The 26,440-nt window shown below is 69.3% G+C and carries 28 protein-coding genes and 1 tRNA gene; 19 read left to right on the top strand and 10 right to left on the bottom strand.

The features are described 5' to 3' along the window. The 14 genes from ABFO07_RS12525 to ABFO07_RS12460 are packed head-to-tail and all read left to right on the top strand — an operon-like array spanning window position 1 to window position 14,687. Window positions 1–252 (top strand): acyl carrier protein, encoded by a 252-nt coding sequence (locus ABFO07_RS12525; RefSeq protein WP_059566950.1) that lies wholly within the window; start codon window positions 1–3, stop codon window positions 250–252. Continuing rightward, window positions 249–884 (top strand): hypothetical protein, encoded by a 636-nt coding sequence (locus ABFO07_RS12520; protein ID WP_059989253.1) that lies wholly within the window; start codon window positions 249–251, stop codon window positions 882–884. Before ABFO07_RS12525 ends, ABFO07_RS12520 begins: the two co-directional genes overlap by 4 nt. Further along, the gene (locus ABFO07_RS12515) at window positions 881–2,569 is read left to right on the top strand and encodes an AMP-binding protein (RefSeq protein WP_347467395.1); all 1,689 of its coding nucleotides are present in this window, start codon (window positions 881–883) and stop codon (window positions 2,567–2,569) included. Before ABFO07_RS12520 ends, ABFO07_RS12515 begins: the two co-directional genes overlap by 4 nt. Next, window positions 2,530–4,281, top strand: coding sequence for a glycosyltransferase family 2 protein (locus ABFO07_RS12510; RefSeq protein ID WP_347467394.1), 1,752 nt, complete (start codon window positions 2,530–2,532; stop codon window positions 4,279–4,281). Before ABFO07_RS12515 ends, ABFO07_RS12510 begins: the two co-directional genes overlap by 40 nt. Further along, window positions 4,268–5,854 (top strand): HAL/PAL/TAL family ammonia-lyase, encoded by a 1,587-nt coding sequence (locus ABFO07_RS12505; protein WP_347467392.1) that lies wholly within the window; start codon window positions 4,268–4,270, stop codon window positions 5,852–5,854. Before ABFO07_RS12510 ends, ABFO07_RS12505 begins: the two co-directional genes overlap by 14 nt. Further along, a complete protein-coding gene (locus ABFO07_RS12500; protein ID WP_059885508.1) occupies window positions 5,851–6,279 on the top strand; it encodes an acyl-CoA thioesterase in 429 nt (142 codons plus the stop codon). Before ABFO07_RS12505 ends, ABFO07_RS12500 begins: the two co-directional genes overlap by 4 nt. 35 nt (window positions 6,280–6,314) lie before the next feature. Beyond that, window positions 6,315–6,941 carry an outer membrane lipoprotein carrier protein LolA gene (locus ABFO07_RS12495; protein WP_230948185.1) on the top strand — a complete coding sequence of 209 codons (627 nt, stop codon included), beginning with the start codon at window positions 6,315–6,317 and terminating at the stop codon, window positions 6,939–6,941. Then, entirely contained in the window at window positions 6,941–9,355 is a 2,415-nt protein-coding gene (locus ABFO07_RS12490; protein WP_347468661.1) for an MMPL family transporter, read from the top strand. Before ABFO07_RS12495 ends, ABFO07_RS12490 begins: the two co-directional genes overlap by 1 nt. Beyond that, window positions 9,355–10,536: a beta-ketoacyl-[acyl-carrier-protein] synthase family protein gene (locus ABFO07_RS12485; protein ID WP_347467390.1), complete on the top strand. Its 1,182-nt coding sequence runs from the start codon at window positions 9,355–9,357 to the stop codon at window positions 10,534–10,536. The genes ABFO07_RS12490 and ABFO07_RS12485 overlap by 1 nt, the downstream gene beginning before the upstream one ends. 1 nt (window position 10,537) lies before the next feature. Further along, window positions 10,538–11,044 (top strand): hotdog family protein, encoded by a 507-nt coding sequence (locus tag ABFO07_RS12480; RefSeq protein WP_059811012.1) that lies wholly within the window; start codon window positions 10,538–10,540, stop codon window positions 11,042–11,044. Next, the gene (locus tag ABFO07_RS12475; protein WP_124517651.1) at window positions 11,041–11,766 is read left to right on the top strand and encodes a 3-ketoacyl-ACP reductase FabG2; all 726 of its coding nucleotides are present in this window, start codon (window positions 11,041–11,043) and stop codon (window positions 11,764–11,766) included. The genes ABFO07_RS12480 and ABFO07_RS12475 overlap by 4 nt, the downstream gene beginning before the upstream one ends. Next, window positions 11,766–12,995, top strand: coding sequence for a beta-ketoacyl-ACP synthase (locus ABFO07_RS12470; protein WP_059811013.1), 1,230 nt, complete (start codon window positions 11,766–11,768; stop codon window positions 12,993–12,995). The genes ABFO07_RS12475 and ABFO07_RS12470 overlap by 1 nt, the downstream gene beginning before the upstream one ends. After that, window positions 12,992–14,230: a beta-ketoacyl synthase N-terminal-like domain-containing protein gene (locus tag ABFO07_RS12465; RefSeq protein ID WP_347467387.1), complete on the top strand. Its 1,239-nt coding sequence runs from the start codon at window positions 12,992–12,994 to the stop codon at window positions 14,228–14,230. Before ABFO07_RS12470 ends, ABFO07_RS12465 begins: the two co-directional genes overlap by 4 nt. 31 nt (window positions 14,231–14,261) lie before the next feature. Next, window positions 14,262–14,687: a signal peptidase gene (locus tag ABFO07_RS12460; protein ID WP_059885522.1), complete on the top strand. Its 426-nt coding sequence runs from the start codon at window positions 14,262–14,264 to the stop codon at window positions 14,685–14,687. Window positions 14,688–14,769: 82 nt separating this feature from the next. Here ABFO07_RS12460 and ABFO07_RS12455 read toward each other — a convergent pair whose 3' ends face one another. Further along, window positions 14,770–15,489 (bottom strand): class I SAM-dependent methyltransferase, encoded by a 720-nt coding sequence (locus tag ABFO07_RS12455; protein WP_059906980.1) that lies wholly within the window; start codon window positions 15,487–15,489, stop codon window positions 14,770–14,772. 109 nt (window positions 15,490–15,598) lie between these two features. Between ABFO07_RS12455 and ABFO07_RS12450 the strand changes: the two genes are divergently transcribed. Together ABFO07_RS12450 and ABFO07_RS34710 are read left to right on the top strand one after the other, a co-directional pair. Beyond that, window positions 15,599–16,870: an NAD(P)/FAD-dependent oxidoreductase gene (locus ABFO07_RS12450; RefSeq protein WP_347467385.1), complete on the top strand. Its 1,272-nt coding sequence runs from the start codon at window positions 15,599–15,601 to the stop codon at window positions 16,868–16,870. After that, on the top strand, window positions 16,870–16,974 hold the full coding sequence (locus ABFO07_RS34710) for a phage tail assembly chaperone (RefSeq protein ID WP_081081504.1): 105 nt from the start codon (window positions 16,870–16,872) through the stop codon (window positions 16,972–16,974). The genes ABFO07_RS12450 and ABFO07_RS34710 overlap by 1 nt, the downstream gene beginning before the upstream one ends. Before the next feature lie 2 nt (window positions 16,975–16,976). On the opposite strand, the gene ABFO07_RS12445 is transcribed toward ABFO07_RS34710, so the two are convergent. The 3 genes from ABFO07_RS12445 to ABFO07_RS12435 all read right to left on the bottom strand — a co-directional run bounded on the left by ABFO07_RS12445 (window position 16,977) and on the right by ABFO07_RS12435 (window position 18,690). Then, on the bottom strand, window positions 16,977–17,765 hold the full coding sequence (locus ABFO07_RS12445; RefSeq protein WP_059922790.1) for a glycosyltransferase family 25 protein: 789 nt from the start codon (window positions 17,763–17,765) through the stop codon (window positions 16,977–16,979). Between the two features lie 154 nt (window positions 17,766–17,919). Then, window positions 17,920–18,129 carry a hypothetical protein gene (locus tag ABFO07_RS12440; RefSeq protein WP_059982493.1) on the bottom strand — a complete coding sequence of 70 codons (210 nt, stop codon included), beginning with the start codon at window positions 18,127–18,129 and terminating at the stop codon, window positions 17,920–17,922. A gap of 484 nt (window positions 18,130–18,613) precedes the next feature. Further along, window positions 18,614–18,690 (bottom strand) — tRNA-Pro (locus tag ABFO07_RS12435). Between the two features lie 114 nt (window positions 18,691–18,804). Here ABFO07_RS12435 and sixA point away from each other — a divergent pair. Together sixA and ABFO07_RS12425 are read left to right on the top strand one after the other, a co-directional pair. Continuing rightward, on the top strand, window positions 18,805–19,266 hold the full coding sequence (gene sixA / locus ABFO07_RS12430; RefSeq protein ID WP_059567181.1) for a phosphohistidine phosphatase SixA: 462 nt from the start codon (window positions 18,805–18,807) through the stop codon (window positions 19,264–19,266). A gap of 160 nt (window positions 19,267–19,426) precedes the next feature. Then, complete coding sequence (locus ABFO07_RS12425; RefSeq protein ID WP_059811018.1) at window positions 19,427–20,233, top strand: GNAT family N-acetyltransferase; 807 nt, start codon at window positions 19,427–19,429, stop codon at window positions 20,231–20,233. A gap of 195 nt (window positions 20,234–20,428) precedes the next feature. On the opposite strand, the gene ABFO07_RS12420 is transcribed toward ABFO07_RS12425, so the two are convergent. Next, window positions 20,429–20,599 (bottom strand): hypothetical protein, encoded by a 171-nt coding sequence (locus ABFO07_RS12420; protein ID WP_167361367.1) that lies wholly within the window; start codon window positions 20,597–20,599, stop codon window positions 20,429–20,431. 138 nt (window positions 20,600–20,737) lie between these two features. Here ABFO07_RS12420 and ABFO07_RS12415 point away from each other — a divergent pair, with 138 nt between their 5' ends. After that, window positions 20,738–20,911: a hypothetical protein gene (locus tag ABFO07_RS12415; RefSeq protein ID WP_170304045.1), complete on the top strand. Its 174-nt coding sequence runs from the start codon at window positions 20,738–20,740 to the stop codon at window positions 20,909–20,911. Between the two features lie 10 nt (window positions 20,912–20,921). Here ABFO07_RS12415 and ABFO07_RS12410 read toward each other — a convergent pair whose 3' ends face one another. The 5 genes from ABFO07_RS12410 to ABFO07_RS12390 all read right to left on the bottom strand — a co-directional run bounded on the left by ABFO07_RS12410 (window position 20,922) and on the right by ABFO07_RS12390 (window position 26,436). Beyond that, complete coding sequence (locus ABFO07_RS12410; protein WP_347467380.1) at window positions 20,922–22,298, bottom strand: MATE family efflux transporter; 1,377 nt, start codon at window positions 22,296–22,298, stop codon at window positions 20,922–20,924. Window positions 22,299–22,308: 10 nt separating this feature from the next. Then, the gene (locus ABFO07_RS12405) at window positions 22,309–22,632 is read right to left on the bottom strand and encodes a DUF2288 domain-containing protein (RefSeq protein WP_026044825.1); all 324 of its coding nucleotides are present in this window, start codon (window positions 22,630–22,632) and stop codon (window positions 22,309–22,311) included. 63 nt (window positions 22,633–22,695) lie between these two features. After that, the gene (locus ABFO07_RS12400; RefSeq protein WP_347467378.1) at window positions 22,696–24,315 is read right to left on the bottom strand and encodes an acyl-CoA synthetase; all 1,620 of its coding nucleotides are present in this window, start codon (window positions 24,313–24,315) and stop codon (window positions 22,696–22,698) included. Between the two features lie 366 nt (window positions 24,316–24,681). Next, window positions 24,682–25,392: a peptidoglycan DD-metalloendopeptidase family protein gene (locus ABFO07_RS12395; RefSeq protein WP_059566984.1), complete on the bottom strand. Its 711-nt coding sequence runs from the start codon at window positions 25,390–25,392 to the stop codon at window positions 24,682–24,684. A gap of 132 nt (window positions 25,393–25,524) precedes the next feature. Beyond that, entirely contained in the window at window positions 25,525–26,436 is a 912-nt protein-coding gene (locus ABFO07_RS12390; protein WP_060270563.1) for an aldose epimerase, read from the bottom strand. Window positions 26,437–26,440: the final 4 nt, after the last annotated feature.

The following is a 26,440-nucleotide window of genomic DNA, read 5'->3' as shown; positions in this document are numbered from 1 at the left end:
GTGACCGACGCAGAAATCCTTGAGCGTATCCGCGCCATCTTCAACGAGAACTTCGCGATCGAGCCGGCGCGCGTGACGCCCGACACGCATCTTTTCGAGGAACTCGATCTCGACAGCATCGATGCGGTCGATCTCGCCATCAAGCTCCAGGAACTGACGGGGCAGCGCATCAAGCCGGAAGAATTCAAATCGGTGCGCACCGTCGGCGACGTGATCGCCGCCGTTCACACGCTGCTCGCGCGCGGCCGATGACCCCGCTGGCGCGCGATCGCGCGACCGATTCCGCGCTGCTGCGCCGGGCGGCCTTCGCGGCGCGGGTGGCGCTCATGCTCGCCTATCCGCTCGTGATCCTGCTCGCCTGGCGCGGCCTGGCGCCGCGTCAGGCCGGCTGCATCCTGGTGGCGCTGCTGTGGCTGCAGCGCTGGGTCGGCAAGGGCCCGCTCGCGGCGGCGCTCCGGCGGCTTTCGCGGCTGGACTGGTGCGTGGCGGCCGCGTTGACCGGCATCTCGCTGGCGATGGCCGTGACCGACAGCGAAGCGCTGCTGCGCCTGTATCCGGCGTGCGTCAGCGCGGGCCTTCTGGCCGCGTTCGGTGCGACGCTGGTTCGCGGTCCGTCGATGATCGAACGGTTCGCGCGCGTCAGCCATCCCGATCCGGGGCCCGCGATCGTGCAGTACACGCGGCGCGTCACGCAGGTCTGGTGCGCGTACTTCATCCTGAACGGCGCGTTCTCCGTCTATACCGCGCTCTGCTGGAGCCGCGAGGCGTGGTCGCTGTACAACGGCGCGATCGCGTATGCGCTGATCGGCGCGTTGCTGGCGGGCGAGTGGATCTGGCGGCAACTGTTCGTGATGCCGCGCCGACACGGAGCGACGACCGCATGATCGCGCTGCACGAGCTGCTGTCCGCGGCCGCGGATACCCGCGCCGTCGTCTGTCGCGACGGCGATGCCAGTCTCACGCTCGCGGCGTTTCGATGCCGCGTCGATGCGGTGGCGCGGGCGATCGAATGCAGCGGCGCGCGCCGCGTGGCGATCTGCACCGACGATCCCTATGAATTCGCGTGTGCGTTCTTCGCCGTCGCGGCGAGCGGCTGCGAAACGGTCATTCCCGCCAGCGCCGCGCCCGGTTATCTGGGCGAGCTCGCGGCGGCATACGACCTGCTGCTGGACGACCGCACGCTGGCGGCGTGCGCGGACGGCGACCGGACGCGCGAGCCGTCCGCCGCAGCCCGTGCGATCGCCGCCGACGCCCCCGTCACGCTCTACACGTCGGGCAGCAGCGGCAGCGCGAAGCCGGTGCGCAAGACGCTGGCGCAATTCGATGCGGAAGTCCGCACGTTGCAGCGCGAGTGGGGCGCGCGGGTCGGCGGCGCGGTGACGCTGTCGAGTGTCCCGCATCACCATATCTACGGGCTGCTGTTCAGGATTCTGTGGCCGCTCGCGACGGGGCGCGCATTCGATCGCGCGCTGTCGTTCGAACCGTTGCAGCTGCAGGATCGGCTGGCCGCCTATGGCGGCGGCATCGTGGTGTCGACGCCGTCGCAACTGATGCGCTGGCCGCTGCTGCCGGGGTTCGCGGCGCTGTCGCCGGCGCCGCGCGTGTTCTTCTCGTCGGGCGGGCCGCTGCCGATGGATGCCGCGATGCCCTACGCGGACGCATTCGGCGAGGCGCCGCTCGAGATCTTCGGCAGCACGGAAACCGGCGGCATCGCATGGCGTCGACAGGACCTGACGTCGGCATGGCGACCGATGGCCGGCATCGAGGTGCGTTGCGACGACGGCGCGCTGAGCGTGCGCTCCGCGCATCTCGGCCACGACGCGTGGCACCGGACCGACGACGCGGCCCGCTTCGACGACACCGGCTGCTTCGAACTGACGGGCCGCCGGGATCGCATCGTCAAGCTCGACGGCAAGCGCGTCTCGCTGCCGGAAGTCGAGGCGCGCATCGTCGCGCATCCGTTCATCGCGCAAGCGACGGCGACGATCATCGACGGCACGTCGCGCGCGCGGATCGGCGTGGTGGCCGTGCCGAGCGACGCGGGCCGCGCCGCACTCGAGGCCGACGGACGCATCGCGGTGGCAGCGGCGCTGCGCCGGGATCTCGGCGCCTATCTGGATCCGGCAGCGCTGCCACGTCAATGGCGCTTTCGCGTGGCGATGCCGTTCGATGCGCGCGGGAAGCTGCCGGCGACGGCGATCGCCGGCGCATTTGCGCCGACGCCGGAAGGTTTCGAATTGCTGGCCGAATGGCGCGACGCGGACGAATGGCATGCCGAGTTGCGCGTGCCGCCCGATCTCGTGCATTTCGACGGCCATTTTCCGGGCTTGCCGATTCTGCCCGGCGTCGTGCAGGTCGACTGGGCGACGCGGCTTGCGATGCGCAACATCCCCGCGCTGCGCGCGGTCCGGTCGATCGACCAGCTGAAGTTCAAGGCGCCGGTGCCGCCGGGCGCGGTGCTCGCGCTGCGTCTCGCGCACGATGCCGCGCGGCGGCGCGTGCGGTTCGCGTTCCGGCGCGGCGAGCGCGAATGCACGTCCGGCACGTTCGTCTACGGGGAGGCGGCGTGACGGTCGACGCGTGCATCGTCATCCCGATCTACAACCATCGCGACGCGATCGGCGGCACGCTCGCGCGTCTGTCGGTGCATGGGTTGCCGGTGATCGTGGTGGACGACGGCAGCGACGCGCCGACGCAGCAGACGCTCGCCGCGCTGGCGCAACGCCACGCCGCGTGGATGAAGCTGGTCCGCCTGCCCGTCAACGGCGGCAAGGGCGCTGCCGTGATGGCCGGGCTGCGCGCGGCGCGCGCCGACGGCTATACGCACGCGATCCAGATCGACGCGGACGGCCAGCACGACGCCGCCGACGTGCCGGCGTTCGTCGCGGCCGCGCAGGCTGCGCCGGACGCGGTGATTCTCGGCCGGCCGCTGTTCGACGAAAGCGTGCCGAAGGCGCGCTTGTATGGCCGTTACCTGACGCATGTATGGGTGTGGATCGAAACGCTGTCGCTCGACATCGCCGACGCGATGTGCGGATTCCGTCTGTATCCGCTCGACGCCGTTTGCCGGCTGATCGATTCGGTGTCGATGCCCACGCGCATGGATTTCGACAGCGAGATCCTGGTTCGCCTGCACTGGCGCGGCCTGGCGTTCCGCACGATCCCGACGCGCGTGGTGTATCCGGCCGATGGCCTGTCGCATTTCGACGTGCTGTGGGACAACGTGCGCATCAGCGCGAGCCATACGCGGCTCGTCGCGGGGATGCTGGCGCGCGCGCCGCTGCTGCTCGCGCGCAGGCTCGTGCGGGTATGCCGCGGCGGGGCGGCGAAGACGCCCGCGCGATCGTGGTGGCGCATGCCCGAGCGCGGCAGTCGCGCCGGCATGGCGCTGCTCGCGCTCAGCTGCCGCTGGTTCGGCACGCGGATCACGTCCGCGTGGCTGTACCCGATCGTCGGCTACTTCGTGCTGACCCATCGCGCCGCGCGCGTCGCATCGCACGGCTATTTCGCGCGGCTCGGGCACGCATGCCCGGCGCGCGCGCTGCCGAAGCCCGGCTGGGGCACCGCCTACCGCCACATGCTGACGTTCGCGCAAGCGGGATTCGACAAGTTCGTCGCGTGGTCGGGGCGCGCCGATCGCCTGCGGGTGCGTTTCGACGACGCCACGGCGTTCGACGCGCTGGCAGCGAGCGGGCGCGGCGCGCTCGTGATCGGCGCGCATCTGGGCAACCTGGAAATGACGCGCGCGCTGGCGCTGCGCGACGCGCATACGAAAGTCACCGCGATCGTCTACACCGAACACGCGAAGCGCTTCAACAGCGTGCTGTCGCAGGCGAATGCGGAATTCGCGAAGCAGCTCGTCGAGGTCGCGGATTTCGGCCCCGAGACCGCCATCATGATGCAGTCGCGCATCGACGCCGGCGAACTGCTCGTGATCGTCGGCGACCGCGTGCCCGCGCACGACGCCGGCAAGACCGTCGATGCACGCTTTCTCGACGCGAACGCCGCGTTCGCGCAGGGGCCCTACGTGCTCGCCCACGCGCTCGGCTGCCCCGTCTACCTGTTCTTCTGCCTGAAGGAGGGCGGCGAATACCGCCTGTACTTCGAATCGTTCGCCGAACGCATCGACCTGCCGCGCCGCGGCCGCGCCGCGCACGTCGCCGAATGGGCGCAGCGCTATGCGGCGCGGCTCGAACACTATTGCCGCAAGGCTCCGTATCAATGGTTCAATTTCTTCGATTTCTGGGCACGCCCCGATGGAGGTCCGCATGACCGCGCATGACACGAGGGAGGCGGACGCCGTGGCCGCGCGCGCGGCGCCCATGCCGGCCGTCGTGATCGGCGGCCGGCACCTGTCGATCGAGGACGTGATCGCGATCGCGTGCCGCGGCGCAGGCGTCGCGCTGAGCGATGCGCCGGCCTGGCGCGCGCGCATCGAGCGCGGCGCGGCCTGGCTGCGCGACTATCTCGCGAGCGGCGGGACCGTCTACGGCGTGACGACCGGTTATGGCGACGCGTGCGTGGTCGACGTGCCGGCCGCGCTCGTCGAAGCGCTGCCGCTGCAACTGACGCGCTACCACGGGTGCGGCATGGGCGCATGGTTCGACGCTCAGCAGACGCTCGCGATCGTGGCGGCGCGGCTCAATTCGCTGGCCTACGGTTACTCGGGCGTGCGGCTCACGCTGCTCGAGCGGCTGGCCGACCTCGTCAACCACCGCATCCTGCCGCGCATTCCGTCCGAAGGGTCGGTCGGCGCGAGCGGCGACCTGACGCCGCTGTCGTACGTGGCGGCCGCGCTCGCGGGCGAGCGCACGGTGCTGTTCGAGGGCGACGAGCGCGCGGCGGACGCGGTGTGGCGCACGCTCGGCCTGGAGCCGCTGACGCTGGCGCCGAAGGAAGGGCTCGCGCTGATGAACGGCACGGCGGTCATGACGGGGCTGGCGTGCCTCGCGTTCGCGCGCGCCCACAACCTGACGCGCATCGCCGCGCGCCTGACCGCGCTGACCACGGTCGCGCTCGACGGCCGCGCGACGCATTTCGACGCACTGTTGTTCGAAGCCAAACCGCACGCGGGGCAGGCCGAGGCGGCGGCGTGGATTCGCGCGGACCTCGCGGGCCGCGACGAGCTGCCGGGGCGGCGCCTGCAGGATCGCTACTCGGTGCGCTGCGCGCCGCACGTGATCGGCGTCGTGTGCGATGCGCTGACGTGGGTGCGCCGCGATGTCGAGAACGAGCTGAACAGCGCCAACGACAATCCGCTGATCGATCCGGACGGCGGGCGCGTGCTGCATGGCGGCAACTTCTACGGCGGCCATATCGCGTTCGCGATGGATGCGCTGAAGACGGCGGTCGCGAACCTCGCCGACCTGATGGACCGCCAGCTCGCGCTGCTCGTCGACGACAAGTTCAGCAACGGGCTGCCGCGCAACCTGACGGGCGCGACGCCGGAGCGCGCGCCGATCAATCACGGCTTCAAGGCGGTGCAGATTTCCACGTCCGCGTGGACCGCCGAAGCGCTCAAGCACACGATGCCGGCGAGCGTCTTCTCGCGCTCGACCGAGGCGCACAACCAGGACAAGGTCAGCATGGGGACGATCGCCGCGCGCGATTGCCTGCGCGTGCTCGAACTGACCGAGCAGGTCGCGGCCGCGCACGTGCTCGCGACGGTCCAGGCCGTGCGCCTGCGCATGCGCGCCGCGCCGGATACGCAACTGTCGGCGTCGCTGCGCGCATTCGTCGACGACGTGAACCGGCTGTCGCCGCTCGTCGTCGAGGATCGTCCGCTCGAGGCCGAGCTGCGCGCGCTGACCGCGCGGATCGCGGCGTGCGAGCCGATCGGCGCGGAGGCCGCATGAGCGCGACCCGGACGATGCCGACGGCGACGGCCTGCGTCGAAGTGCCGTTTCACGATGTCGACGCGATGAACGTCTGCTGGCACGGCCATTACCTGAAGTATTTCGAAAGCGGCCGCGCGGCGCTGCTGCGCGCGATCGATTACGACTATCCGGCGATGCAGGCGTCCGGCTATCTGTGGCCGGTGGTCGAGGCGCACCTGAAGTACGTGCGGCCCGCGACCTACGGCCAGCAGCTTCGCGTGCGCGCGACGCTGCTCGAATTCGAGAATCGCCTGAAGATCGGCTACGAAGTGTTCGACGGCGATTCGGGCGAGCGCCTGACGAAGGGCTATACGGTCCAGCTCGCGGTCGATGCGACGACGCACGAAACGCAGTTCGTGTCGCCGCCGGCGTTGACGGAGCGGGTGGAGGCGCAATGGGCGTGACCTGGCAGCGTCGCTGGGCGGCCGCCGTGTTCGGCATGATCGTGACGACCGGCGCTTGCGCACAAACGGCCTCCGACACGGCCACGCCGCCGACGGCCGCGCATCGGGCGAACCCGGCGCTCGTCTCCGAGGTCGCCGCGCGGCTGGCGCGCGGCGGCACGATTCGCGCCGACTTCACGCAGACCCAGACGCTGGCGGCGATGACGCGGCCGCTCGTCAGCACCGGCTCGCTGCTGTTCGACCGGGCGTCGGGCGTGGTCTGGCGCATCGACACGCCGTACAAGGCGACCTACGTGATCACCGACGGCGGCGTGCGCGAAGTCGGCGCGGACGGGCAGCTCGTTCGCGCGCGCGGAGACGCGCGCGGCGTCGCGCAGGTGTCGCGGATGATGCGCGGCATGCTGGCGGGCGACCTGTCGGGCCTGTACGCGCAGTTCGACGTCGACGCGAGCGGCACGCCCGAACGCTGGCGCCTGACGCTGCGGCCGAACCAGCCGCAGCTTGCGCAGGCGATCCGCACGCTGCAGATGACGGGCGGCGCGTACCTGAAGACCCTCGGCATGACGTTCGCGAACGGCAATGTCACGACGCTCGAATTCGCCGGGACGGCGCGCGTCGACGCGCCGGCGCCGGCCGAGCGCGCGTGGCTGGAGGCCCGCTGATGGAGACGGCGCGCGACGCGCTCGCCGTATCGGCGAGGCGCCCGAGGGTCTGGCTGCTGCGCGCGGCATGGCTGCTGGTCGCGTTGGCCGCCGCCTGCTATTGCGCGTGGCGATTCGCCGGGCCATCGCCGCTGCAGACCAATCTGCTCGCGCTGCTGCCCGCGACCGAAGCGAACCCGGTTGCCGAGAAGGCGGTGGATGCGCTGAGCGACGCGCTGGGCGGCCGCACCGTGTATCTCGTCACGGACGCCGACGCGCTGCGCGCGAAGTCGGCCGCGAAGGCGTTCGGCCGACGGCTCGAGCGCAGCGGCGCATTCCGCTCGGTGACGGTCGAGGTGCCGCCGTTCGACCTGTCGCAGATCGCGGCGACCTATCAGCCGGCCCGTTTCGGCCTGTTGACGGACGCGGATCGCGCTTCGCTCGCGCGCGCCGATGCGCCGTTGTCCGACCTGCTCGCGAAGCGGCTGTACAGCCCGCCGATCGACGGTTTGCCGACCGCCGTCGCCGACGATCCGTTCGGCTGGCTGCAGCACTGGCTGGCCGGCCTGCCGCTGGCGGCATCGGATCTGGCGCTCGAGGACGGCATGCTGGTGTCCCATCGTGAAGGTGCGACGAGCGTGCTCGTGCTGGCGTCGCTCGACGGCTCGGCCTACGAGACGAAGGTGCAGCAGGCGGTGCGGCACGCCACGTCCGACGCCGAGGCCGCGCTTGCGGACGGCTTTCGCGGCGTGCGGGTCGATCGCGCCGGCGCGGTGTTCCATGCCGACGCGGCGCGCACGAGCGCGGAACGCGAGGTGCACGTGATCGGCGCGGTGTCGCTGGGCGGGATTGCGCTGCTGCTGCTGGGCGTGCTGCGTTCGCCCCGGCTGCTCGTGCTGGCGTTCGTGTCGACCGCGTTCGGCATCGTCTGCGCGCTCGCCGCGACGATGCTGCTGTTCGGCAAGCTGCACCTGCTGACGCTGGTGTTCGGCGTGAGCCTGATCGGCGAGGCCGTCGACTATTCGATCCAGTATTTCGTCGTGTACCTGTCGAGCGGCGCGACGTGGGATGCGCGGCGCGGCGCGGCCGCGGTGCGTCCCGCGCTGGCCGTCGCGCTGGCGACGAGCCTGCTCGGGTACGCGATCCTGATGTGGGTGCCGTTTCCGGCGCTCAAGCAGATCGCGACCTTCGCGATGGTCGGCATCCTCGCGGCGTTCGCGGCGGTGCTGGGCTTTCTGCCGCTGATGCTGACCGATGCGCCGAAGCGCACCCCGGCGCGGCTGTTCGCCCGTGTCGCGCGCATGCTCGCGGCGTGGCAGGCGGCGATGGGGGGCCGGCGCGCGCTGCTGGCCGCCGGGCTGCTCGTGCTCGTCGCGGTGCCGGGCTGGCTCAGGCTGACGAGCGACGACGACGTGCATCTGCTGATCCAGCGCGACCCCGATCTCGCCCGCCAGGAGCGCGCGATTCGCGATGCGGTCGGGCTGGCGAACACGTCGCAGTTCTTCGTCGTGCAGGGCCCGACGCCGGAACACGTGCTGCAGCGTTCCGAGGCGCTGGCGTCGGCGCTGGACGCGCTCGACGGCGCGCAGCAAGCGGGCGGCCTGCAGTCGATCTCGGCGTTCGTGCCGTCCGCCGAACGGCAAACGCGCAATCGCGCGGTATTGGCGGCGCACGTGTTTGCCGATCGCGACGCATTGCGGGCGACGCTCGCGCACGCCGGCTTCCGCGACGACGTGGCCAACGCGTGGATCGATGCGTTCGCGCGCGACGCGCGCGCGACGCTGTCGGTCGATGCATGGCTCGCGGCCCGCTGGTCGACCCCGTTCCGCCACCTGTGGATGGGCCGGATCGACGGGCGCGAGCCGGTGTATGCGGCGCTGGCGATTCCCGGCCGGGTCGACGCGTCGAACCTCGCGTCGCTCGAGGCGCTCGCGCGGCGCGTTCCCGGCGTCACCTTCGTCGACAAGGCCGCGAGCGTATCGAGGCTGTTCGGCGCCTATCGCGTCGACAGCGCGCTGTGGCTGGCCGGTGCGCTCGTCGTGGTCGCCGCGCTGCTGTGCTGGCGCTATGGCGTGCGCGGCGGCATCGCGACGACGCTGCCGGTCGTATTCGCGATCAGTCTCGCGCTCGCGGTGTTCGGCTACCTGCGCGTGCCGCTGACGCTGTTCAACTGGCTCGCGCTGATGCTGGTGCTCGGCGTCGGCGCGAACTACGCGGTGTTCCTGCGCGAAGGCTGCCAGCGCGACGCCGCGAATCTCGGCGCGGTGTGGAGCGGCGTGCTGCTGTCCGCCGCGACGACGCTGCTGTCGTTCGGAATGCTCGGCGTGAGCGCCATGCCCGCGCTGCGCAGCTTCGGCACGACGCTCGCGATGGGGATCGTGTTCGCGGTGCTGTTCGCGCCGCTCGCCGCGCCAGCCCGCAAGGAAATCCACTGATGAAGCAGGAATCGGTTTATCTGCATGCGCTCGGCATGGTCAATGCGCTCGGCGGCAACGTCGACGAGATCGCCGGTGCGTTGCGCGACGGCGTGTCGCCGGGCATGGGGCATGCATCCGCCGACGGCGGCGACGCCTTTGCCGGGCGCGTATTGACGCCGCTCGACATCGCGCCGCCCGACGCGCTCGCGCATTTCGACTGCCGCAACAACCGCCTGTTGCTGGCGGCGCTCGCGCAGGTCGCGTCCGCCGTCGAGGCGGCGGTGGCGCGCTACGGGCCGGCCCGCGTCGGCGTCGTGATCGGCACGAGCACGTCGGGCATCCGGGCGGCCGAGGAAGCGTTCGCGCATCGCGCCGCCACCGGCGCGATGCCGGCCGCATTCGACTACCGGCAGATGGAAATCGGCACGGCGGCGCCGTTCGTGAAGGCGGCCCTCGGCCTGGCCGGGCCGGCCTATACGCTGTCGACGGCCTGCACGTCGAGCGCGAAGGCGTTTGCCGCCGCGCGCCGCCTGCTGCGGCTGCGCCTCTGCGACGCGGTTGTCGTCGGCGGCGCGGATTCGCTATGCGAGCTGACGATGCAGGGTTTCGCGTCGCTCGAATCGGTCAGCCCGGCGCGCACCAATCCGATGAGCCGCAACCGCTGCGGGATCAACGTCGGCGAAGGCGCGGCGGTGTTCGTGATGTGCCGCGACGAGGGCGAGATCCGGCTGGCGGGCGTGGGCGAATCGAGCGACGCCCACCACATTTCGGCACCCGACCCGGAAGGCGGCGGCGCGGAGATGGCATTGCGCGAGGCGATCGCCGACGCCGGCGTGACGCCGTCCGCGATCGGCTACGTGAACCTGCACGCGACCGCCACGCGCCACAACGACGCGATGGAAGCGCGCGTGATGGCGCGCGTGTTTCCGGACGGCGTGCCCGCGAGCGGCACCAAGCCGTTGACGGGGCACGCGCTGGGGGCGGCCGGCGCGACCGAGCTGGCGTTCGCATGGCTGGCGCTTGCGCGCGACATCGCGCTGCCGGTGCACGTGTGGGACGGCGAGGCCGATCCGGCCCTTCCGTTACTGGATCTCGTACGGACGTCGCGCCGCCTGGGCGGCGACGGACGGGGGCAATACGCGATGAGCAATTCGTTCGCATTTGGCGGCAGCAATGCCAGCCTGGTTCTGGGGCGCTGACATGCAGGCCGGTTCATTGACTCCAACGGCAGCGCCGACGCCCGCCGATATTCCCGTGTGCGATGTGCTCGACGTATTGCCGCATCGCGGCACGATGCTGATGCTCGATGCGATCGAGCGCTGCACGGAGACGGCGATCGACGTGCGTGCCACGGCGCGCCCCGACGCGTGGTATGCGGCCGGCGACGGCGCGATGCCGGCATGGATCGGCATCGAGCTGATGGCGCAGGCCATTGCCGCGCACGTCGGCCTGCTGGCGAGGCGTGCGGGCGGCCGCGCGCGTCCCGGCGTGCTGCTCGGCACGAGCGGCTACAAGATGCATCGCCCGGCGTTCGACGCCGGCGCCACGCTGCGGATCGCCGCGCAGGAATTGCTGCGCAGCGAAGCGGGGCACGGCGCGTACGAATGCACGATCCACATCGGCGACACCTGCTGCGCCGAAGCCGTCGTCAAGGTGTATCAGCCGGACGACTTCCAGACATTCATCGAAGGGAGCTTCAACTCATGACTCGGCGAGTACTCGTGACGGGCGCGAGCCGCGGCATCGGCCGCGCCGTCGCGCTGCGTCTTGCGGCCGACGGTTTTGCCGTGACGGTCCATTGCCGCAGCGGCCGCGTGGAAGCGCAGGCGGCGGCCGATGCGATCGCGCAGCAGGGCGGCACGGCGAGCGTGCTGCAGTTCGACGTGCGCGACCGGGCCGCATGCCGCCAGCTGCTCGAAGCCGACGTCGAAGCGCACGGCGCCTATTACGGCATCGTCTGCAGCGCGGGCGTGACGCGCGACGGCGCGTTTCCGGCCCTGTCCGACGAGGACTGGGACATCGTGATCGAGACCGGCCTCGACGGCTTCTACAACGTCGTCCACCCGCTGACGATGCCGATGGTCCGGCTGCGCAACGGCGGCCGCATCGTGACGATCGCGTCGGTGTCCGGCGTGATGGGCAACCGCGGGCAGGTCAACTACAGCGCGGCGAAGGCCGGCCTGATCGGCGCGACCAAGGCGCTCGCCGTCGAACTCGCATCGCGCCGCATCACGGTCAATTGCGTGGCGCCCGGCCTCGTCGATACGGGGATGCTCGACGACGTGCCGCTCGACCATGCATTGAAGACGGTGCCGATGGGGCGGGTCGGCCGGCCCGAGGAAATCGCGTCGGTGGTCGGCTTCCTGATGTCGGATGCCGCGTCCTACGTCACCCGGCAAGTGATCGGGGTCAACGGCGGGATGGTGTGATGAAGCGGGTCGTCGTAACGGGAATGGGCGGCGTGACCGCCTTCGGCGAGACGTGGCCGGAAATCGACGCGCGCCTGAAGGCCGGCGGCAACGCCGTGCGGCGGATACCGGAATGGGATCGCTACGAGTCGCTGCACACGCGGCTCGCGTGCCCGCTGCCGGGCTTCACGCCGCCCGCGCATTATCCGCGCAAGAAGACGCGCTCGATGGGGCCGGTCTCGATGTACGCGGTGCGGGCAAGCGAGCTCGCGCTCGCCGACGCCGGGCTCGCCGGCGACGAATCGATCAAGGACGGCCGCATGGGGGTCGCGTACGGGTCGTCGTCGGGGTCGGTCGAGCCGATCCGCGCGTTCGGCGCGATGATCGAAACCGGGTCGATGCGCGACGTGACGTCGAACAGCTATGTGCAGATGATGCCGCACACCACGGCGGTCAACGTCAGCCTGTTCTGGGATCTCAAGGGCCGCGTCGTGCCGTCCTCGTCCGCGTGCGCGTCGGGCAGCCAGGCGATCGGCTATGCATACGAGGCGATCGCATCGGGCAAGCAGGCGCTGATGCTCGCGGGCGGCGCCGAGGAGCTGTCCGCTCCGGCGGTCGCCGTGTTCGACACGCTGTACGCGACGAGCACGCGCAACGATGCCGCCGCGTCGACGCCGCGGCCGTTCGACGTCGACCGCGACGGGCTCGTGATCGGCGAGGGCGCGGCGACGCTGGTGCTCGAGGAGTACGAGCACGCGCGTGCGCGGGGCGCGACGATACACGCGGAAGTGGTCGGCTTCGGCTGCAATTCGGACGGCGCGCACATCACGCAGCCGACCGCCGAGACGATGGCGGTCGCGATGCGGATGGCGCTGCGCGATGCCGCGCTCGACCCGTCGGCGATCGCCTATGTCAACGCACACGGCACGTCGACCGAGCGCGGCGACGTCGCCGAAAGCCATGCGACGCATTCGGTGTTCGGCGAGCGCATGCCGATCAGCTCGCTGAAGAGCTACGTCGGGCACACGCTCGGCGCATGCGGTGCGCTCGAGGCATGGTGGACGATCGAGATGATGAAGCGCAACTGGTATGCGCCGACGCTCAACCTGGCGAACGTCGATCCGGCGTGCGCCGCACTCGACTACATCATGGGCGCCGGCCGCGCGATCGACGCGGAGTTCGTGATGAGCAACAACTTCGCGTTCGGCGGGATCAACACGTCGTTGATCTTCCGGCGCGCTGGCGCATGACGCGCGCTCGGGGCGCCTCGTCGCGCGTGGTCGTCACGGGGCTCGGCATCGTGTCGTGCCTCGGCAACGCGCTCGCCGACGTGTCGGCCGCGCTGCGCGACGGCCGCTCGGCCGTGCGCCGCGTCGAGGCGTGGCAGGCGCGCGGTTTCCGCAGCCAGGTCGCCGGCGTCGCGACAGTTGATGCAGAGCCGCCGTTCGCGCGCAGGCACGAGCGCTTCATGGGCGATACGGCGCGCTTTGCCGCGCACGCGGCCGCGAGGGCGATCGGCGACGCGGGCCTCGAGCCGGCGGCACTGCGCTCGCCGCGGGCCGGCGCGATCATCGGCTCCGGCATCGGCTCGATCGGCGCCTACGACGACGCGATGGCGATCGCCAGCACGCGCGGCGTCGACCGGACGCCGCCCTATGTGGTGCCCAAGGCGATGAGCAGTACCGCATCGGCCTGCGTCGCGCAGGCGTTCGGTATCGAGGGCGCGGCCTATTCGCCGTCGTCGGCCTGCACGAGTTCGACGCTCGCGATCGGGCAGGCGATGCAGCTGATTCGCGCGGGCGCCCAGGATGTCGTGCTGGCGGGCGGCAGCGAGGCGCTGCACGACAACATGACGTTGATGTTCGATGCGATGGGCGCGCTGTCGGGGGGATTCAACGATTGTCCCGAGCGTGCGTCGCGACCGTACGGCGTCGGCCGTGACGGCTTCGTGATCGCGTCGGGCGCAGGCATCCTCGTGCTCGAGTCGCTCGATCACGCGATGGCGCGGGGCGCGCGCATCTACGCGGAGCTGACCGGTTTCGGCCAATGCACCGACAGCGCCGGCATGGCGACGCCGCACGCGCCGGGCATCGCGCGCGCGATGCGTGCGGCGCTGGCGGAGGCGCGGGCTGTGCCGGACTACGTGAATACGCACGCGCCGTCGACGCCGCTCGGCGATGTCGAGGAACTGAAGGCGCTGTCGGCCGTGTTCGGCGGCGACGTCCCGGCGTTTTCGTCGACGAAGGCGATGACCGGCCATCCGCTCGGCGCGAGCGGCGTGCACGAACTGATCTACACGATTCTGATGATGCGCGACGGCTTCATCGCCGGCACGGCGGTGGACGGCGCGCTCGATCCGGCGCTGGGCGGCCTGCCGGTCGTGCGGACATCGCGCGATGCAAGGATCGCGCGCGCGCTGTCCGTTTCGTTCGGCTTCGGCGGCAGTTGCTCGAGTGTGTTGCTGGACGCCTGGAAGGGCGATTGAAATTCGTTACCGAGAGATGAGGACAAGAACGATGAAACGTAAGGGCTATCTGGCGGGTGCGTTGATCGCTGCCGCCGTGCTGACGGGTTGCGGCACCACCGTGCGTTCGCTGCCGCTCCCGCCGGCCGCCACGGCGGCCGACGCGAACGGCGTGAAGCTGTATTTCGGCGCGCAGGCGCATCCGGCGGTGAAGTCCGATCTCGGTCCGCGTTCGGAGTCGGCGCGGATCGCGCGAGGCACGCAGGCGGAACAGCAGGCCTGCGAGCAGGCGCTCGGCGACGCGTTGAGCAAGCTGCGCGAATACGCGAAGCGACGCGGCGCGAATGCGGTCGTCAACGTCACGACGCGGTTTCACGACAATCGCTCCGATTCGCAGACCAGCTACACGTGCGGCGTGAGCGGCAGCGCAGGCGCGATCTCGGTGTCGGGCACCGTCGTTCAGCTCGACGCGCACTGACGGCGCGTCGGCCGACCGCGGGCACGCATCGCGCGACGCCCGCCCGCATGCACCGCTATGGCGCACCGCGGGCGCGCGTCGTTCATGCGCGCTTGCGGGCGGCGACGTTGACGAGCGTTTCGCGGCGCTTGCCCGGCTGCGGGCGGTAGAGGCCGATCCGTTCGAGCAGGCCGAAGTCCTTGGCGCGGCTCCACCACAAATACGGTAACGAGACGTTTCGGTGCTCGAACGAAAAGCCGGCTTCGCGCAACATGGCGAGGTAGCCGTCGGCGCTCTTCTGCACGTGCATCGGGTGCCGGAACAGCAGGCGGATGACCCAGGACTTGATGTAGGCGTCCGTCGATTCGGCGAACAGCAGCAGCCCGTCGGGTTTGAGCACGCGCCGGAATTCGGCGAGGGCCTGTTCCTGTTCGACGAGATGATGAAAGGTCTGATGGCAGAACACGATGTCGACGCTCGCGTCGGCAAGCGGCAAGTGCGCGCAATCGGCGTCGTGCAATTCGACCGCGGCGCCGCAGCGGCCGGCCGCCTCCGACGCGCAGGCGAGCGATTCGCGATGGCAGTCGATGCCGATGATCTTGCCGGGGGCGAAGGCCTCGTGCAGCAGCCGGAACGATTTCCCCTGGCCGCAGCCGGCGTCGAGAATGACCGGCGCGGGCGGCAGCGGGGCCGTGACGAGACGCTTCAGATCGTCGATGGCGACGCGCAGCACGTGATGCTCCCAGGTGTGCGTGCGCAGGAACCAGACGCCGAATGCGGTTTCCGGAACAAACGTTGCGGCGTGCGTGCGGGAAGACGACATAGGCCCTTCGTTGGTCTGCGTGATTTCTCGGGCGCCCATTTTAAATGGCATCGCGCACGCGTGCGCGGAAGTTCAACCTACCCAATCAATCGAAACGGGCAACACGAGCATGAATGAATTGAATCCTGAGCAGGTCAGCGTGGACGTCGCGATCATCGGCGCAGGCCCGGCCGGCGCAGTCGCTGCCGGATTGCTGCGCAAGGCGGGCCGCTCGGTGCTCGTCCTCGAGCGCCAGCATTTTCCGCGCTTTTCCATCGGCGAAAGCCTGCTGCCGCAGAGCATGTGCTACCTGGAAGAGGCGGGCATGTTGCAGGCGGTCGTCGAAGCGGGGTTCCAGTTCAAGAACGGCGCCTATTTCGTGCATCGCGAGCGGATGTCGTCGTTCGATTTCCGCGACAAATTCTCGGCGGGCTGGGGAACCACGTACCAGGTGGAGCGTGCGGTGTTCGACGACGTGTTGATCCGGTGCGCGATACAGCAGGGCGCCGACGTGCGTTTCGGCCACTCGGTGCAGGCGTTCACGCCGGGTGCGCGGCCGCGGCTGGAGGTCGTCGACGAAAGCGGTCATGCGTATCGGGTCGACGCGGCCTTCGTGCTGGACGCGAGCGGATTCGGCCGCGTGCTGCCGCGCCTGCTCGACCTCGAGGCGCCGACCCGCATGCCGACGCGGGCGGCAATCTTCACGCACGTCGAGGATCGCTTGCCGGCCGGTTCGACCGACCGGAACAAGATCTGCATCGCGGTGCATCCGTCGCGCCGCGACGTGTGGTACTGGATGATCCCGCTCACGAACGGACGCTCGTCGGTCGGCTGCGTCGCGGAAGCGGCGTTTCTCGACGTGCCGGAAGCGCAACGCGAGGCGCGGCTGCGCGAACTGCTGCAGACGGAGCCGACGCTCGCACGCCTCGTCGGCGACAAGCCGTTCGTGATGCCGGTACGTCACATCGGCGGCTATGCGGCGAATGTCGAGCGCCTGCATGGCGAGGGTTATGCATTGCTCGGCAATGCCGGCGAATTTCTCGACCCGATTTTCTCGTCGGGCGTCACGATCGCGCTTCGCTCGTCGCAGCTGGCGGTTCAGGCGCTCGAGCGTCAATGGCGCGGCGAAGCGGTGGACTGGCAGCGCGATTACGACGTCGCGCTGCGCAAGGGCATCGATACGTTCCGCGCATTCGTCGAGCGATGGTATTCGGGGGAACTGCAGGACGTCGTATTCCACGAAGAGAAATCGCCGGAAGTGAAGCGCATGGTCTGTGCGATCCTGGCCGGCTACGCGTGGGACGAGTCGAATCCGTTCGTGCGGGATCCGGGGCGGCGGCTCGATGTGCTGGCCGCGCTTTGCCGTTCTAGTGATTCGGATTCGGTCGACGGATTGGGGTGATGGCGGGCGATCTGGAGGCGTATCGGCAAGCGCTTCGGGATTTGCCCCAGCGGTCAGGCTGGCCGCTCGATGTGCGATGGCCGGCGCCGCCGGTTGCTGCATAGGCTCACGCGAGCGTCGGCGTCGCCTCGGCGGCTGCCGGAGCAATCTCGATCGTGATCGGACGCTTGGGGCGGTGCTCATCGTTGAAGCGGCGCGATGAGATCCGCTCGATCTTGCGGTGGTACTTTGCTTTCAATCGCTGTCCGAACGTGCGCGAATCCGAGCGGTCGGTAATCATCGTCGGCATGCCCGGGTCGGCGACGTATTCAGGCGATGTGATATAGAGCCGTTGCCCGTGTTCCCAGCTTCTGTCGAACGCAATATCGATCGCGTGAACGATGTTCGCCGTGTAGGCCAGCATCCGTGCCGCAGCCTGCCGCGTGATCATATAGCACTGCGTGCCGGTCGGATGCGAGTCCATCCACATGATGCGCATGCCGCTCGGCAGCGTCGCATATTCGACCTGCGGGCGTTTCGTGATCCCCATCAGGCGCACCATGTCCCAGTGGTGGCGCGTGTCATGAAGTTCAAGCGTCGCGGGCTTGAAGCCGTCGAGCAGCGTAATGTCGTCTTCCATGACGCACATCGTGTCGTTGTTCGATTGCACGAGCTGGAGCCAGGCCGCGCGGTGGCTGAGATAGCAGCCGACTTCGCCGCGCGACAGCGGCCAGCCGTAGCGGCGCTGGCGTCCGGCTGCATCGTAGCCGGGAATGGTGTCGACCGAACCTTTCAGTTCAAACGCATCGAAGAATCGTGCATCAATATCGTGAGCAGCGAACTGCTCTGCCATTTTTGCGCGCCGGTCTTGCGCGCGGGCAAGCGAGATGCAGACGTAGGAAATTCCCCGTTTCATGGGTGTTGCCCTGGAATATTTTGATTCACGCCACGTGTTTAGTGCGGCGTCGCCTCGGGGCCAGTATGGCCTTGGGGATCGTCACTGCGTTTGCAGGACGGTGGTCGGTGTGTTGGCCAGGAACGGGCAGAGAACCGCGTCCCGGGTGCGGCTTTCATGTTGGCGAGCGCTGCAGTGCGGCGATGGTTCTCTTCGCTGATCGCGTCCAGCCGCTGTTGTCGGTCGAATGCTCCGCTTGATCCCGCGCCGCCTGAACGAACCGCAAGCAATACCGCACTTGATGCCGCTGCTTGTCCGTCGGTTCACCCTCGTCGAGCGCCTGACCTCGGGCGTTGAACCCGAACAATCCCCGGATGAATTTCATGGCAATCTGGCCGACTTACGCTCGGCTTTCTATGGATTCGTCCGAAGTATAGACGAACACCTATCATCGATCGAGGGTGCTGAGGGAGGGGGCGGAGAGTGCGGGGGCGTGTCGCGTGACTCAGTGGCGCGAGATGCTAAGCGCCTCGAGAGCTCGACCGCGTCGTATGCACACGCCAGTCAAACAGCGCCTTCGGGCGTGCCGATCGGGCCGCCCAAGCGGACACCGTTTTGGGAAGCTTGCTTTTTCAGGCCCCGTTCCCGCATGGTCGGAAACGATTTTCAAGGCGACGGCGCCGATGATTGCTGTCACCTACCAATGAGCGATGTAGGTCGTCAAGCGTCATGATCCGGTTTCGGCACATGCATGAAAAAAGCCCGCGCGGCGGCGGGCTTCGTTCGAACCCGGCGTCATTTTATTAGACACCGGTTAGACTTTCTATTAGACAGGTTCCGCAGCAGTGCCGCGAAACCCTTATATCTCGTGGTCGGAGCGATAGGATTCGAACCTACGACCCTCTGATCCCAAATCAGATGCGCTACCAGGCTGCGCTACGCTCCGACGAGCCAAAGATTCTAACGTTGAATTACGCACCGGGTCAATCGTACGATGCAAAATTGCGCGCGGCGGCCCGTACGAACACGCACGAATCGAACACGGACAACGGAGACGACCATGATGAACCTGATCCTGTGGCGCCATGCGGAAGCGGAAGACTACGCGGCGAACGACCTCGCGCGGCAGCTGACCGCGCGCGGGCGCAAGGATGCGCAGGCAATGGCGAAGTGGCTGCGCAGCCGGCTCGAAAGCAACAGCACGATCCTTGCGAGCCCGGCGGCGCGCACCGTGCAGACCGTCGAGGCGCTGACCGACCAATACCGCACCGTCGACGCACTCGCGCCCGGCGCGGACGTCGACGACGTGCTGGCCGCCGCCGGCTGGCCGGACGGCATCGCGCCGACGGTCGTGATCGTCGGCCACCAGCCGACGCTCGGCAGCGTCGCGGCGCGGCTGGTCGCGGACGGGGACGATAGCTGGAGCATCAAGAAGGGCGCCATCATATGGCTCGCGAGCCGCACGCGGGACGGCAACCGGCAGGCTGTGCTGCGCGCCGTCATGACGCCGGACCTGGTCTGATGGATTTGGAAGGGGTTGGATCAAACGTATTTGCGGGCTTTCTGCTAAAGTCAATTCGGCGACATGTCACTGAACGGACACAGGCTTGCCACGTAACGGTCACGGCCGGTTACTACATTGGCGGGCATGTCGTCTTATTCCTTACGACCAGGAAAGCCTAATGCGAGAACTGCCGACGCCTACGCTCCCCTTTGCCTCGCTGCCCCTCGATTCCTCGCGGCGCCTGTTGCCGCGCGCATCTGAAACCGTCACGTCGGAATACCGCCTGCGCGCCGCGTGGGCGCGCACGGAAGACGAATTGCGCGAGGCCCAGCGCCTGCGCTACAGCGTGTTCGCCGAAGAGATGGGCGCGCAGGTCAGCGGTCCCGCCGGTCTCGACGTGGATTCGTTCGACGCCTATTGCGACCACCTGCTGGTCCGCGATCTCGACACCCTGAAAGTCGTCGGCACGTATCGCGTGCTGCCGCCGCACCAGGCGGCCCGCGTCGGCCGGCTGTACGCGGAAAGCGAATTCGACCTGTCGCGCCTCACGCATCTGCGCGGCAAGATGGTCGAGGTCGGCCGCTCGTGCGTGCACAGCGACTACCGCAGCGGCGCGGTGATCATGGCGCTCTGGGGCGGCCTCGGCGCCTACATGATGCAGAACGGCTACGAGACGATGCTCGGCTGCGCGAGCGTGTCGATGGCCGACGGCGGCCACTATGCGGCGAACCTGTACCAGTCGCTGCCGGCCAAGTCGCTGACCGATCCCGAATATCGCGCGTTCCCGCACACGGCGCTGCCGGTCGACGAACTGCAGACCGGCACCGCGGTCGCGCCGCCGCCGCTGATCAAGGGCTATCTGCGCCTCGGCGCGAAGATCTGCGGCGCACCCGCGTGGGATCCGGATTTCAACTGCGCGGACTTCCTGACGCTGTTCCGCCTGTCGGATATCAACGCCCGCTACGCCCGCCATTTCCTCGGCTGAGCGGCATCGGATGCGCGCGCCCGCAACGGGCGCGCGCGTCTACGCGGCCTGCGGCGTTCGTGCTTTGGGCCTTGGCGAGGCGACTCCAGCCCCCATTATTTCGCGAAATACAATGCTGACAGCGTGCCAGATCGGCACGCTGAACGACGACCCCGGTTCAACGCGGGTCGGAACGGGAAGGGCGGTGCGAACGGCTCAGTGCTTGCGCCGCCAGTCGAGCAGATGATGCTCCGCCATCCAGTGATGGATCATCCCCTCGCCGCCGTGCGAGCGCTTGTATTCGCGCGACTCGAAGTACGACAGGGCGATCAGCACCATCACGCCGATGAACAGGCCGATCAGGCCGGCAATTTCCTCAGACGACATGGCAGCCTCCTTTCAACGGCACTGCGCCATCAGTACATAGTAGGACATGCGCGGCGCCACTTCGAAACCGGAATTCCGTTAGACTCGGCGCGACCTCAGCGCGCCGTGGGCGCGCGTTTTTTACCGGAGCAAGATTTGATGACCCGCTTCGTGCTGGCCGTACTGGCCGCATCGATCGTCGCCGGCTGCGCCGGCGATCCCCGCCATGCACGCCGCGGCCAGCCGCCGCAGGACCCGGCCGACTATCACGGCGTGCCGACCGACATGACGCCGCCGTCGATGCTGGCCGCGCCGCCTGCCGCCGCGCAGTAAACGCGGGCGCCTACGCGGCGGAGGCCGGCGCGGGCCGCACGTCGCCGCCGATCCGCGCCGACAGCCCCGGCAGGTAGCGCGCAAGCATCGCGCCGCGCGCGGCCATGAACAACAGCAGCGCGAGCCAGAGCCCGTGATTGCCGAGCGGGCCGACGAGCGTCAGCGCGGCGGCGGCAAACACCGCGAACGAGGCGACCATGCCGCGCAGCAATGCGCGGGTTTGCGTCGCGCCGATGAACACGCCGTCGAGCAGGAAACCCCACACGGACACGACAGGCGAGATCGCCGCCCACGGCAGATAGCGTTCCGCGACCGCGCGGATTTCCGCCTGGTCGGTCAGGCGCGCGACGATCCAGCCGCCTGCCGCCCAATAGACGAGCGCGAACCCCAGCGCGCCGAGCGCGGACCAGAAGAGCGTCACGCGCACCGCCTGCCGAAACGCGGCGCGGTCGCGCGCACCGGCCGCCGCGCCGACCAGCGCTTCGGCCGCATGCGCGAAGCCGTCGAGGCCATACGCCATGAAGGTCTGGAAATTGAGCAGCAGCGCGTTCGCCGCGAGCGTCGCGTCGCCCTGTTTCGCGCCGAGGTGCGCGAACCAGCCGAAGGCGGTCAAGAGACACAGCGTGCGGACGAAGATGTCGCGATTCAGCGCGACGAGGCGCATGAGCGCCGCGCGGTCGACGAGGGTGCGCATCGCGAGCGACGGCAGGCCGCGCGGCCGCAGCCGCCACAGCATCCATGCGCCGAGCGCGAAGCCGCAGGCGTCCGAGGTGGCGGTCGCCGCACCGATGCCGGCGATGCCCCAGCCGAAACCGTACACGTAGAGCAGCACCGCGCCGATGTTCACCGCGTTGATGAACACCTGCGCGACGAGCGCGAGCCGCACGCGCTGCATGCCGAGCAGATAGCCGAGCACGACGTAGTTCGCGAGCGCGAACGGGGCGGCCCAGATCCGCGCGTGGCTATAGTCGAGCGCGGTGGCGCGCACTGCGTCGCTGCCGCCCAGCGCACCGAGCCCGAACGACAGCAGCGGCACCTGCAGCGCCAGCACCGCGGCGCCGAGCACGCATGCGGCGATCAGCGCGCGCAGCAGGTTCGACCGGATGCCGTCGTCGTCGCGCGCGCCGTGCGCCTGCGCGACGAGGCCCGTCGTACCCATCCGCAGGAAGCCGAACCCCCAGAACAGGAAATTGAACAGCAGCCCGCCGAGCGCGACGCCGCCGAGATTCTGCACGCCGTCGAGATGGCCGGCGACGGCCGTGTCGACCGCACCGAGAATCGGCTGCGTCAGGTTCGCGAGGACGATCGGGAAGGCAAGCGCGAGCACGCGCCGATGCGAGACGGCGGGCAGTTGCGCGGCCGCGGGCGGTAATGCGGAAGCGGGCATGGCGAACGCGTCAGCCGCGTTCCTGCACGCAGACCCACGGCGAAACGACGACGGCCCACAGTTCCGGGTTGCGCGCCGCGTAATCCTGCGCGGTGTCGGCCGGCATGCGGGCGACGTGGCCGGCGGCGAGCCAGCGGGTGACCTGCTCGCTGTCGTCGCTCGCGATCGCTTCGGCTACGCTGACGAGATCGAGGTCGCGTGCGACGGAGAGCAGCTTGCCCTGCGCGAAGAAACGTTCGAGATCGCACCAGTCGATCTTGGCGGTCTCGCCGAGGAGCTTGACGTAAAGCGGGCTATGCGACGCGCCCGCGGCGCCGGGGTGTTCGGAGGACATCGTATTCATGTAGAGACGGCAAGTGAGCGCCACTATAAACCATCCGGACACGCGCGCCGCGCTTCACGCTTCGCGCAGCGCGCGCCGCACGATCTTGCCGGTCGCCGTCATCGGCAGGCCGTCGACGAACGCGATCGTGCGCGGATACTCGTGCGCGGCGAGGCGCGTTTTCACGTGCGCCTGCAGCGCCTGCACGAGCGCGTCGTCGCCGGCGTAGCCGGGGTTCAGCACGACGAACGCCTTGACGATCTCGGTGCGCGTCGCGTCAGGCACGCCGACGACGGCCGCCATCCGCACGGCAGGGTGGGTAAGCAGGCAATCCTCGATCGGGCCCGGCCCGATCCGATAGCCCGCGCTCGTGATCACGTCGTCGTCGCGGCCGACGAAGCGGATGAAGCCGTCGGCGTCGAGCGTGCCGGTATCGCCCGTCAGCAGGTAGTCGCCGACGAACTTGTCGCGGGTTGCGTCAGGGTTGCGCCAGTATTCGAGAAACATCACCGGATCGGGGCGGCGCACCGCGATGCGGCCTTCGACGCCCGGCGGCAGCGGCGCGCCGTGCGCGTCGACGATCGCGACCTGGTGTCCGGGCACGGCCTTGCCGATCGCGCCCGGCCGCGGCGCGAACAGCGCCGCGCACGACGACAGCACCATGTTGCATTCGGTCTGGCCGTAGAACTCGTTGATCGTCACGCCGAGTGCGTCGCGCCCCCAGGCCGTCAGCTCGCTGCCGAGCGACTCGCCGCCGCTCGCGACCGATTTCAGCGACAGCGCGTAGCGCTCGCGCGGCCGCGGCACGGTGCGCATCAGCTTCAGCGCGGTTGGCGGCAGGAACGCGTGGGTGACGCCGTGACGGGCCATCAGCGAGAACGCCGCCTCGCCGTCGAATTTCTCGAAACGGCGGGCGAGCACCGGCACGCCGTGGTGCCACGACGGCAGCAGCACGTCGAGCAGGCCGCCGATCCACGCCCAGTCGGCGGGCGTCCAGAACAGCCTCGCGTCGCGCGGAAAGCATTGCTGCGACATCTCGACGCCGGGCAGGTGGCCGAGCAGCACACGGTGCGCGTGCAGCGCGCCCTTCGGTTTGCCGGTCGTGCCGGACGTATAGATGATCAGCGCCGGATCGTCGGCTGCCGTGTCGGCCGGCATGAAATCGGCGGACTCGGTGGCGAGCGCCGTGTCGTAGTGCTGCACGCCGGCGGCGTCGGGCGCGTCGGCGCCGATGCAGTAGATCGCCCGCAACGCAGGCAACTGCGCGCGCAGCGGCGCGATCTTCGCGTAGCCGGCCGCATCGGTGACGAGCGCCGCCGCGCCGCTGTTCGCGAGCCGATATTCGAGCGCGTCGGCGCCGAACAGCGTGAACAGCGGCACGGCGATCGCGCCGAGCTTGTACGCGGCAAGATGCGCGACGGCCGTTTCCGGGCCCTGCGCGAGGAAGATGCCGATCCGGTCGCCGCGCCGCACGCCGGCGCGCATGAAGCTGTTCGCGAGACGATTAGAAGCAGTCTTCAGATCGTCGAACGTCAGCCGCGCGACGTCGCCTTGCGCCGTTTCGTGGATCAATGCGAGCCGTCCGCTGCCATCCGCCCATTTGTCGCAGGCGTCGACGGCGATGTTGTAGCGGGCCGGAACGGCCCACGTGAAGCGGGAGAGCAGTGTGTCGTAGCGGTCGGCGGCGGGCAGCATCGGGTGTCTCCGTGGTGGCGGATCGTGGATGCCGGGCGCCGGCAGGCACCGGTTTCCATGCGTCCGGACCATCAATGTAAGCGATCTCCGGGAGGATGCCGACGCATCGCGGGTGGGCGGTTCAGTGCACGATTCAGAAATGGCGCATAAGATCATCGCAAATCGTTGAAATGACCATGGATATGCTTCTGATAGCTGCGGGGTTCAGCCTGATCGGAATCGGCGCACTGGTGGCGTTCGCGAGCCGCGTCGATCCGTTGTCCGGCCGCTGGATCGGCCGTGCGCGCAAGCGCTGATTCGCTTCCCTCCGACATACACACCCGACTGCACGCGGCGCGCGCTGCGCCGCATGCAGTCGTTCGGCCGTCAGCGGGCCGGCAGGTAGCGCGCCGGATCGATCGAGCGTCCGCCGTAGCGCAGCTCGAAATGCAGCGCGACGCGATCGCTGTCGGTGTTGCCCATCTCGGCGATCGTCTGGCCCTGCGTGACCGACTGGCCTTCCTTCACGAGCAGCGCGCGATTGTGCGCGTAGGCCGTCAGGTAATCGGCGTTGTGCTTGAGGATGATCAGGTTGCCGTAGCCGCGCAGCCCGTTCCCCGCATACACGACGACGCCCGGCGCGGCCGCGATCACCGGCGTGCCTGCCGCGTTCGCGATGTCGATGCCCTTGGATTTCCCGCCATCGAACGTGCGGACCACATTGCCGGCGGACGGCCAGATCAGCGCGATGTTCGAGGCCGGCTTCACGGCCGATTCGGCGGGCGCGGAGGGCGCCGGGCGGCTGCGTCCCGCGCTGCCGGTGCCGACGCCGGACGGCGCCGTGGTGGTGGCGGCTGTCGTCGTGCCGGCCGGCGGCGCGACGCGCAGCACCTGGCCCACTTCGATCGCATCGGGGTTCGAGAGCTGGTTCCAGCGCGCGATGTTCTGCACCGACTGGCGGTTGGCGCGCGCGATCTTGTAGAGCGTGTCGCCGCTTTCGACGCGGTAGAAGCCGGGGCCGACCGGCGCGGAGCCGCACGCGGCGAGCAGGGCGGCGATCGATGCCGCGACGAATCGTTTCGTTGTCGTTCCGAACATTGAACCTCGCAAAACCCTGCCGCGCGCGGACGCGGCAGGTGACACAAAACATCGGATTTTAACGGGTTCGACCCGCGCGCCGCAGTTTGGGGCCGCCGCGCGTGCGTTCGGCCGGCCCGACGTCAGGCGATGTCAGGCCGCGAGCGGGCCGACGTGGATCCGCAGCGCGGCCGTCTCGGTCGCGCCCGGCGCGAGCATGCGCAGCCCGAGCCCGTTGTGGATGGCGTCGGGCAGGCCGAGCCACGGCTCCACGCAGTAGAAGTCGGAGTCCGGTTTTTCCGTCCAGGTCGTGACCGCGTACCACGGGATCGAGCCCGGCACGTCGAGCGTGATGTCGATCGTGCGGCGGCGGCCCGGCATCACGATCCGCACGGGGCGGGACGGCGCGCCGTCCAGGCAGTGGAAGCGGTCGTGGATGCGTGCTTCGTCGAGCGTATAGCGGGCTTCGCCGGGCTCCGGCGCGCTGATCGTGCCGTCGGCGAGCTGGGCGCGGCGGTGCGTCGGCGGCAGCTCGAGCGTCGTCTGCGCGCGCTCGTCGTGCGGCAGCGCGAAGTAGAAGTGATGGCCTGCGTAATAGGGCAGCGGCGTGGCGCCGCGGTTGGTCGTCGTCAGCGCGACGTCGAGCGTGTGCGCATCGGCCAGGCGATAGGTGGCCTCGAACCGGAAGTCGAACGGGTAGCCCGCGCGCAGCGCGTCGTTCGCTTCGAGCGTCATCGCGAGCGCCGTGCCGTCGGCGGACGGCTGCGCGGCAAACGGCAGGTCGCGCGCGAAGCCGTGCATCGGCAGGTCGCGAATCGTGCCCGCCGCGTCGCGCCAGCGGCCGATTTCGCCGTCGACGCGGTGCCGGCCGAGAAACGGGAACAGCAGCGGATTGCCGCCGCGCACGCGCGCGAGCTGGCTCCAGTCGGCGGCGTCCGGCCAGAAAATGACGGGCTCGCCGTCGACGTGCCATGACAACAGGCGTCCGCCGAATTGCGGCGCGATCCGGACATGCGACGGGCCGGCGTGAAGTTCGTGAATCTCGTGTTGCTGGAAGAGCGGCATGGCG

The sequence above is a fragment of the Burkholderia stagnalis genome, assembly GCF_039848545.1.
Lineage (GTDB): Bacteria > Pseudomonadota > Gammaproteobacteria > Burkholderiales > Burkholderiaceae > Burkholderia > Burkholderia stagnalis.
This window is presented reverse-complemented; position numbering and strand designations above follow the sequence as displayed.

What these genes read in the sequence shown, in the direction of transcription:
- ABFO07_RS12425 (WP_059811018.1), top strand. Translation starts at nt 19,427, where the DNA reads ATGCGAGAACTGCCGACGCCTACGCTCCCCTTTGCCTCGCTGCCCCTC.
- ABFO07_RS12455 (WP_059906980.1), bottom strand. Translation starts at nt 15,489, where the DNA reads ATGTCGTCTTCCCGCACGCACGCCGCAACGTTTGTTCCGGAAACCGCA.
- ABFO07_RS12510 (WP_347467394.1), top strand. Translation starts at nt 2,530, where the DNA reads ATGCACGTCCGGCACGTTCGTCTACGGGGAGGCGGCGTGACGGTCGAC.
- ABFO07_RS12480 (WP_059811012.1), top strand. Translation starts at nt 10,538, where the DNA reads ATGCAGGCCGGTTCATTGACTCCAACGGCAGCGCCGACGCCCGCCGAT.
- ABFO07_RS12515 (WP_347467395.1), top strand. Translation starts at nt 881, where the DNA reads ATGATCGCGCTGCACGAGCTGCTGTCCGCGGCCGCGGATACCCGCGCC.
- ABFO07_RS12420 (WP_167361367.1), bottom strand. Translation starts at nt 20,599, where the DNA reads ATGTCGTCTGAGGAAATTGCCGGCCTGATCGGCCTGTTCATCGGCGTG.
- ABFO07_RS12505 (WP_347467392.1), top strand. Translation starts at nt 4,268, where the DNA reads ATGACCGCGCATGACACGAGGGAGGCGGACGCCGTGGCCGCGCGCGCG.
- ABFO07_RS12390 (WP_060270563.1), bottom strand. Translation starts at nt 26,436, where the DNA reads ATGCCGCTCTTCCAGCAACACGAGATTCACGAACTTCACGCCGGCCCG.
- ABFO07_RS12475 (WP_124517651.1), top strand. Translation starts at nt 11,041, where the DNA reads ATGACTCGGCGAGTACTCGTGACGGGCGCGAGCCGCGGCATCGGCCGC.
- ABFO07_RS12485 (WP_347467390.1), top strand. Translation starts at nt 9,355, where the DNA reads ATGAAGCAGGAATCGGTTTATCTGCATGCGCTCGGCATGGTCAATGCG.
- ABFO07_RS12415 (WP_170304045.1), top strand. Translation starts at nt 20,738, where the DNA reads ATGACCCGCTTCGTGCTGGCCGTACTGGCCGCATCGATCGTCGCCGGC.
- ABFO07_RS12500 (WP_059885508.1), top strand. Translation starts at nt 5,851, where the DNA reads ATGAGCGCGACCCGGACGATGCCGACGGCGACGGCCTGCGTCGAAGTG.
- ABFO07_RS12410 (WP_347467380.1), bottom strand. Translation starts at nt 22,298, where the DNA reads ATGCCCGCTTCCGCATTACCGCCCGCGGCCGCGCAACTGCCCGCCGTC.
- ABFO07_RS12490 (WP_347468661.1), top strand. Translation starts at nt 6,941, where the DNA reads ATGGAGACGGCGCGCGACGCGCTCGCCGTATCGGCGAGGCGCCCGAGG.
- ABFO07_RS12520 (WP_059989253.1), top strand. Translation starts at nt 249, where the DNA reads ATGACCCCGCTGGCGCGCGATCGCGCGACCGATTCCGCGCTGCTGCGC.
- ABFO07_RS12450 (WP_347467385.1), top strand. Translation starts at nt 15,599, where the DNA reads ATGAATGAATTGAATCCTGAGCAGGTCAGCGTGGACGTCGCGATCATC.
- ABFO07_RS12405 (WP_026044825.1), bottom strand. Translation starts at nt 22,632, where the DNA reads ATGTCCTCCGAACACCCCGGCGCCGCGGGCGCGTCGCATAGCCCGCTT.
- ABFO07_RS34710 (WP_081081504.1), top strand. Translation starts at nt 16,870, where the DNA reads ATGGCGGGCGATCTGGAGGCGTATCGGCAAGCGCTTCGGGATTTGCCC.
- ABFO07_RS12395 (WP_059566984.1), bottom strand. Translation starts at nt 25,392, where the DNA reads ATGTTCGGAACGACAACGAAACGATTCGTCGCGGCATCGATCGCCGCC.
- ABFO07_RS12400 (WP_347467378.1), bottom strand. Translation starts at nt 24,315, where the DNA reads ATGCTGCCCGCCGCCGACCGCTACGACACACTGCTCTCCCGCTTCACG.
- ABFO07_RS12495 (WP_230948185.1), top strand. Translation starts at nt 6,315, where the DNA reads ATGATCGTGACGACCGGCGCTTGCGCACAAACGGCCTCCGACACGGCC.
- ABFO07_RS12440 (WP_059982493.1), bottom strand. Translation starts at nt 18,129, where the DNA reads ATGAAATTCATCCGGGGATTGTTCGGGTTCAACGCCCGAGGTCAGGCG.
- sixA (WP_059567181.1), top strand. Translation starts at nt 18,805, where the DNA reads ATGATGAACCTGATCCTGTGGCGCCATGCGGAAGCGGAAGACTACGCG.
- ABFO07_RS12445 (WP_059922790.1), bottom strand. Translation starts at nt 17,765, where the DNA reads ATGAAACGGGGAATTTCCTACGTCTGCATCTCGCTTGCCCGCGCGCAA.
- ABFO07_RS12460 (WP_059885522.1), top strand. Translation starts at nt 14,262, where the DNA reads ATGAAACGTAAGGGCTATCTGGCGGGTGCGTTGATCGCTGCCGCCGTG.
- ABFO07_RS12465 (WP_347467387.1), top strand. Translation starts at nt 12,992, where the DNA reads ATGACGCGCGCTCGGGGCGCCTCGTCGCGCGTGGTCGTCACGGGGCTC.
- ABFO07_RS12470 (WP_059811013.1), top strand. Translation starts at nt 11,766, where the DNA reads ATGAAGCGGGTCGTCGTAACGGGAATGGGCGGCGTGACCGCCTTCGGC.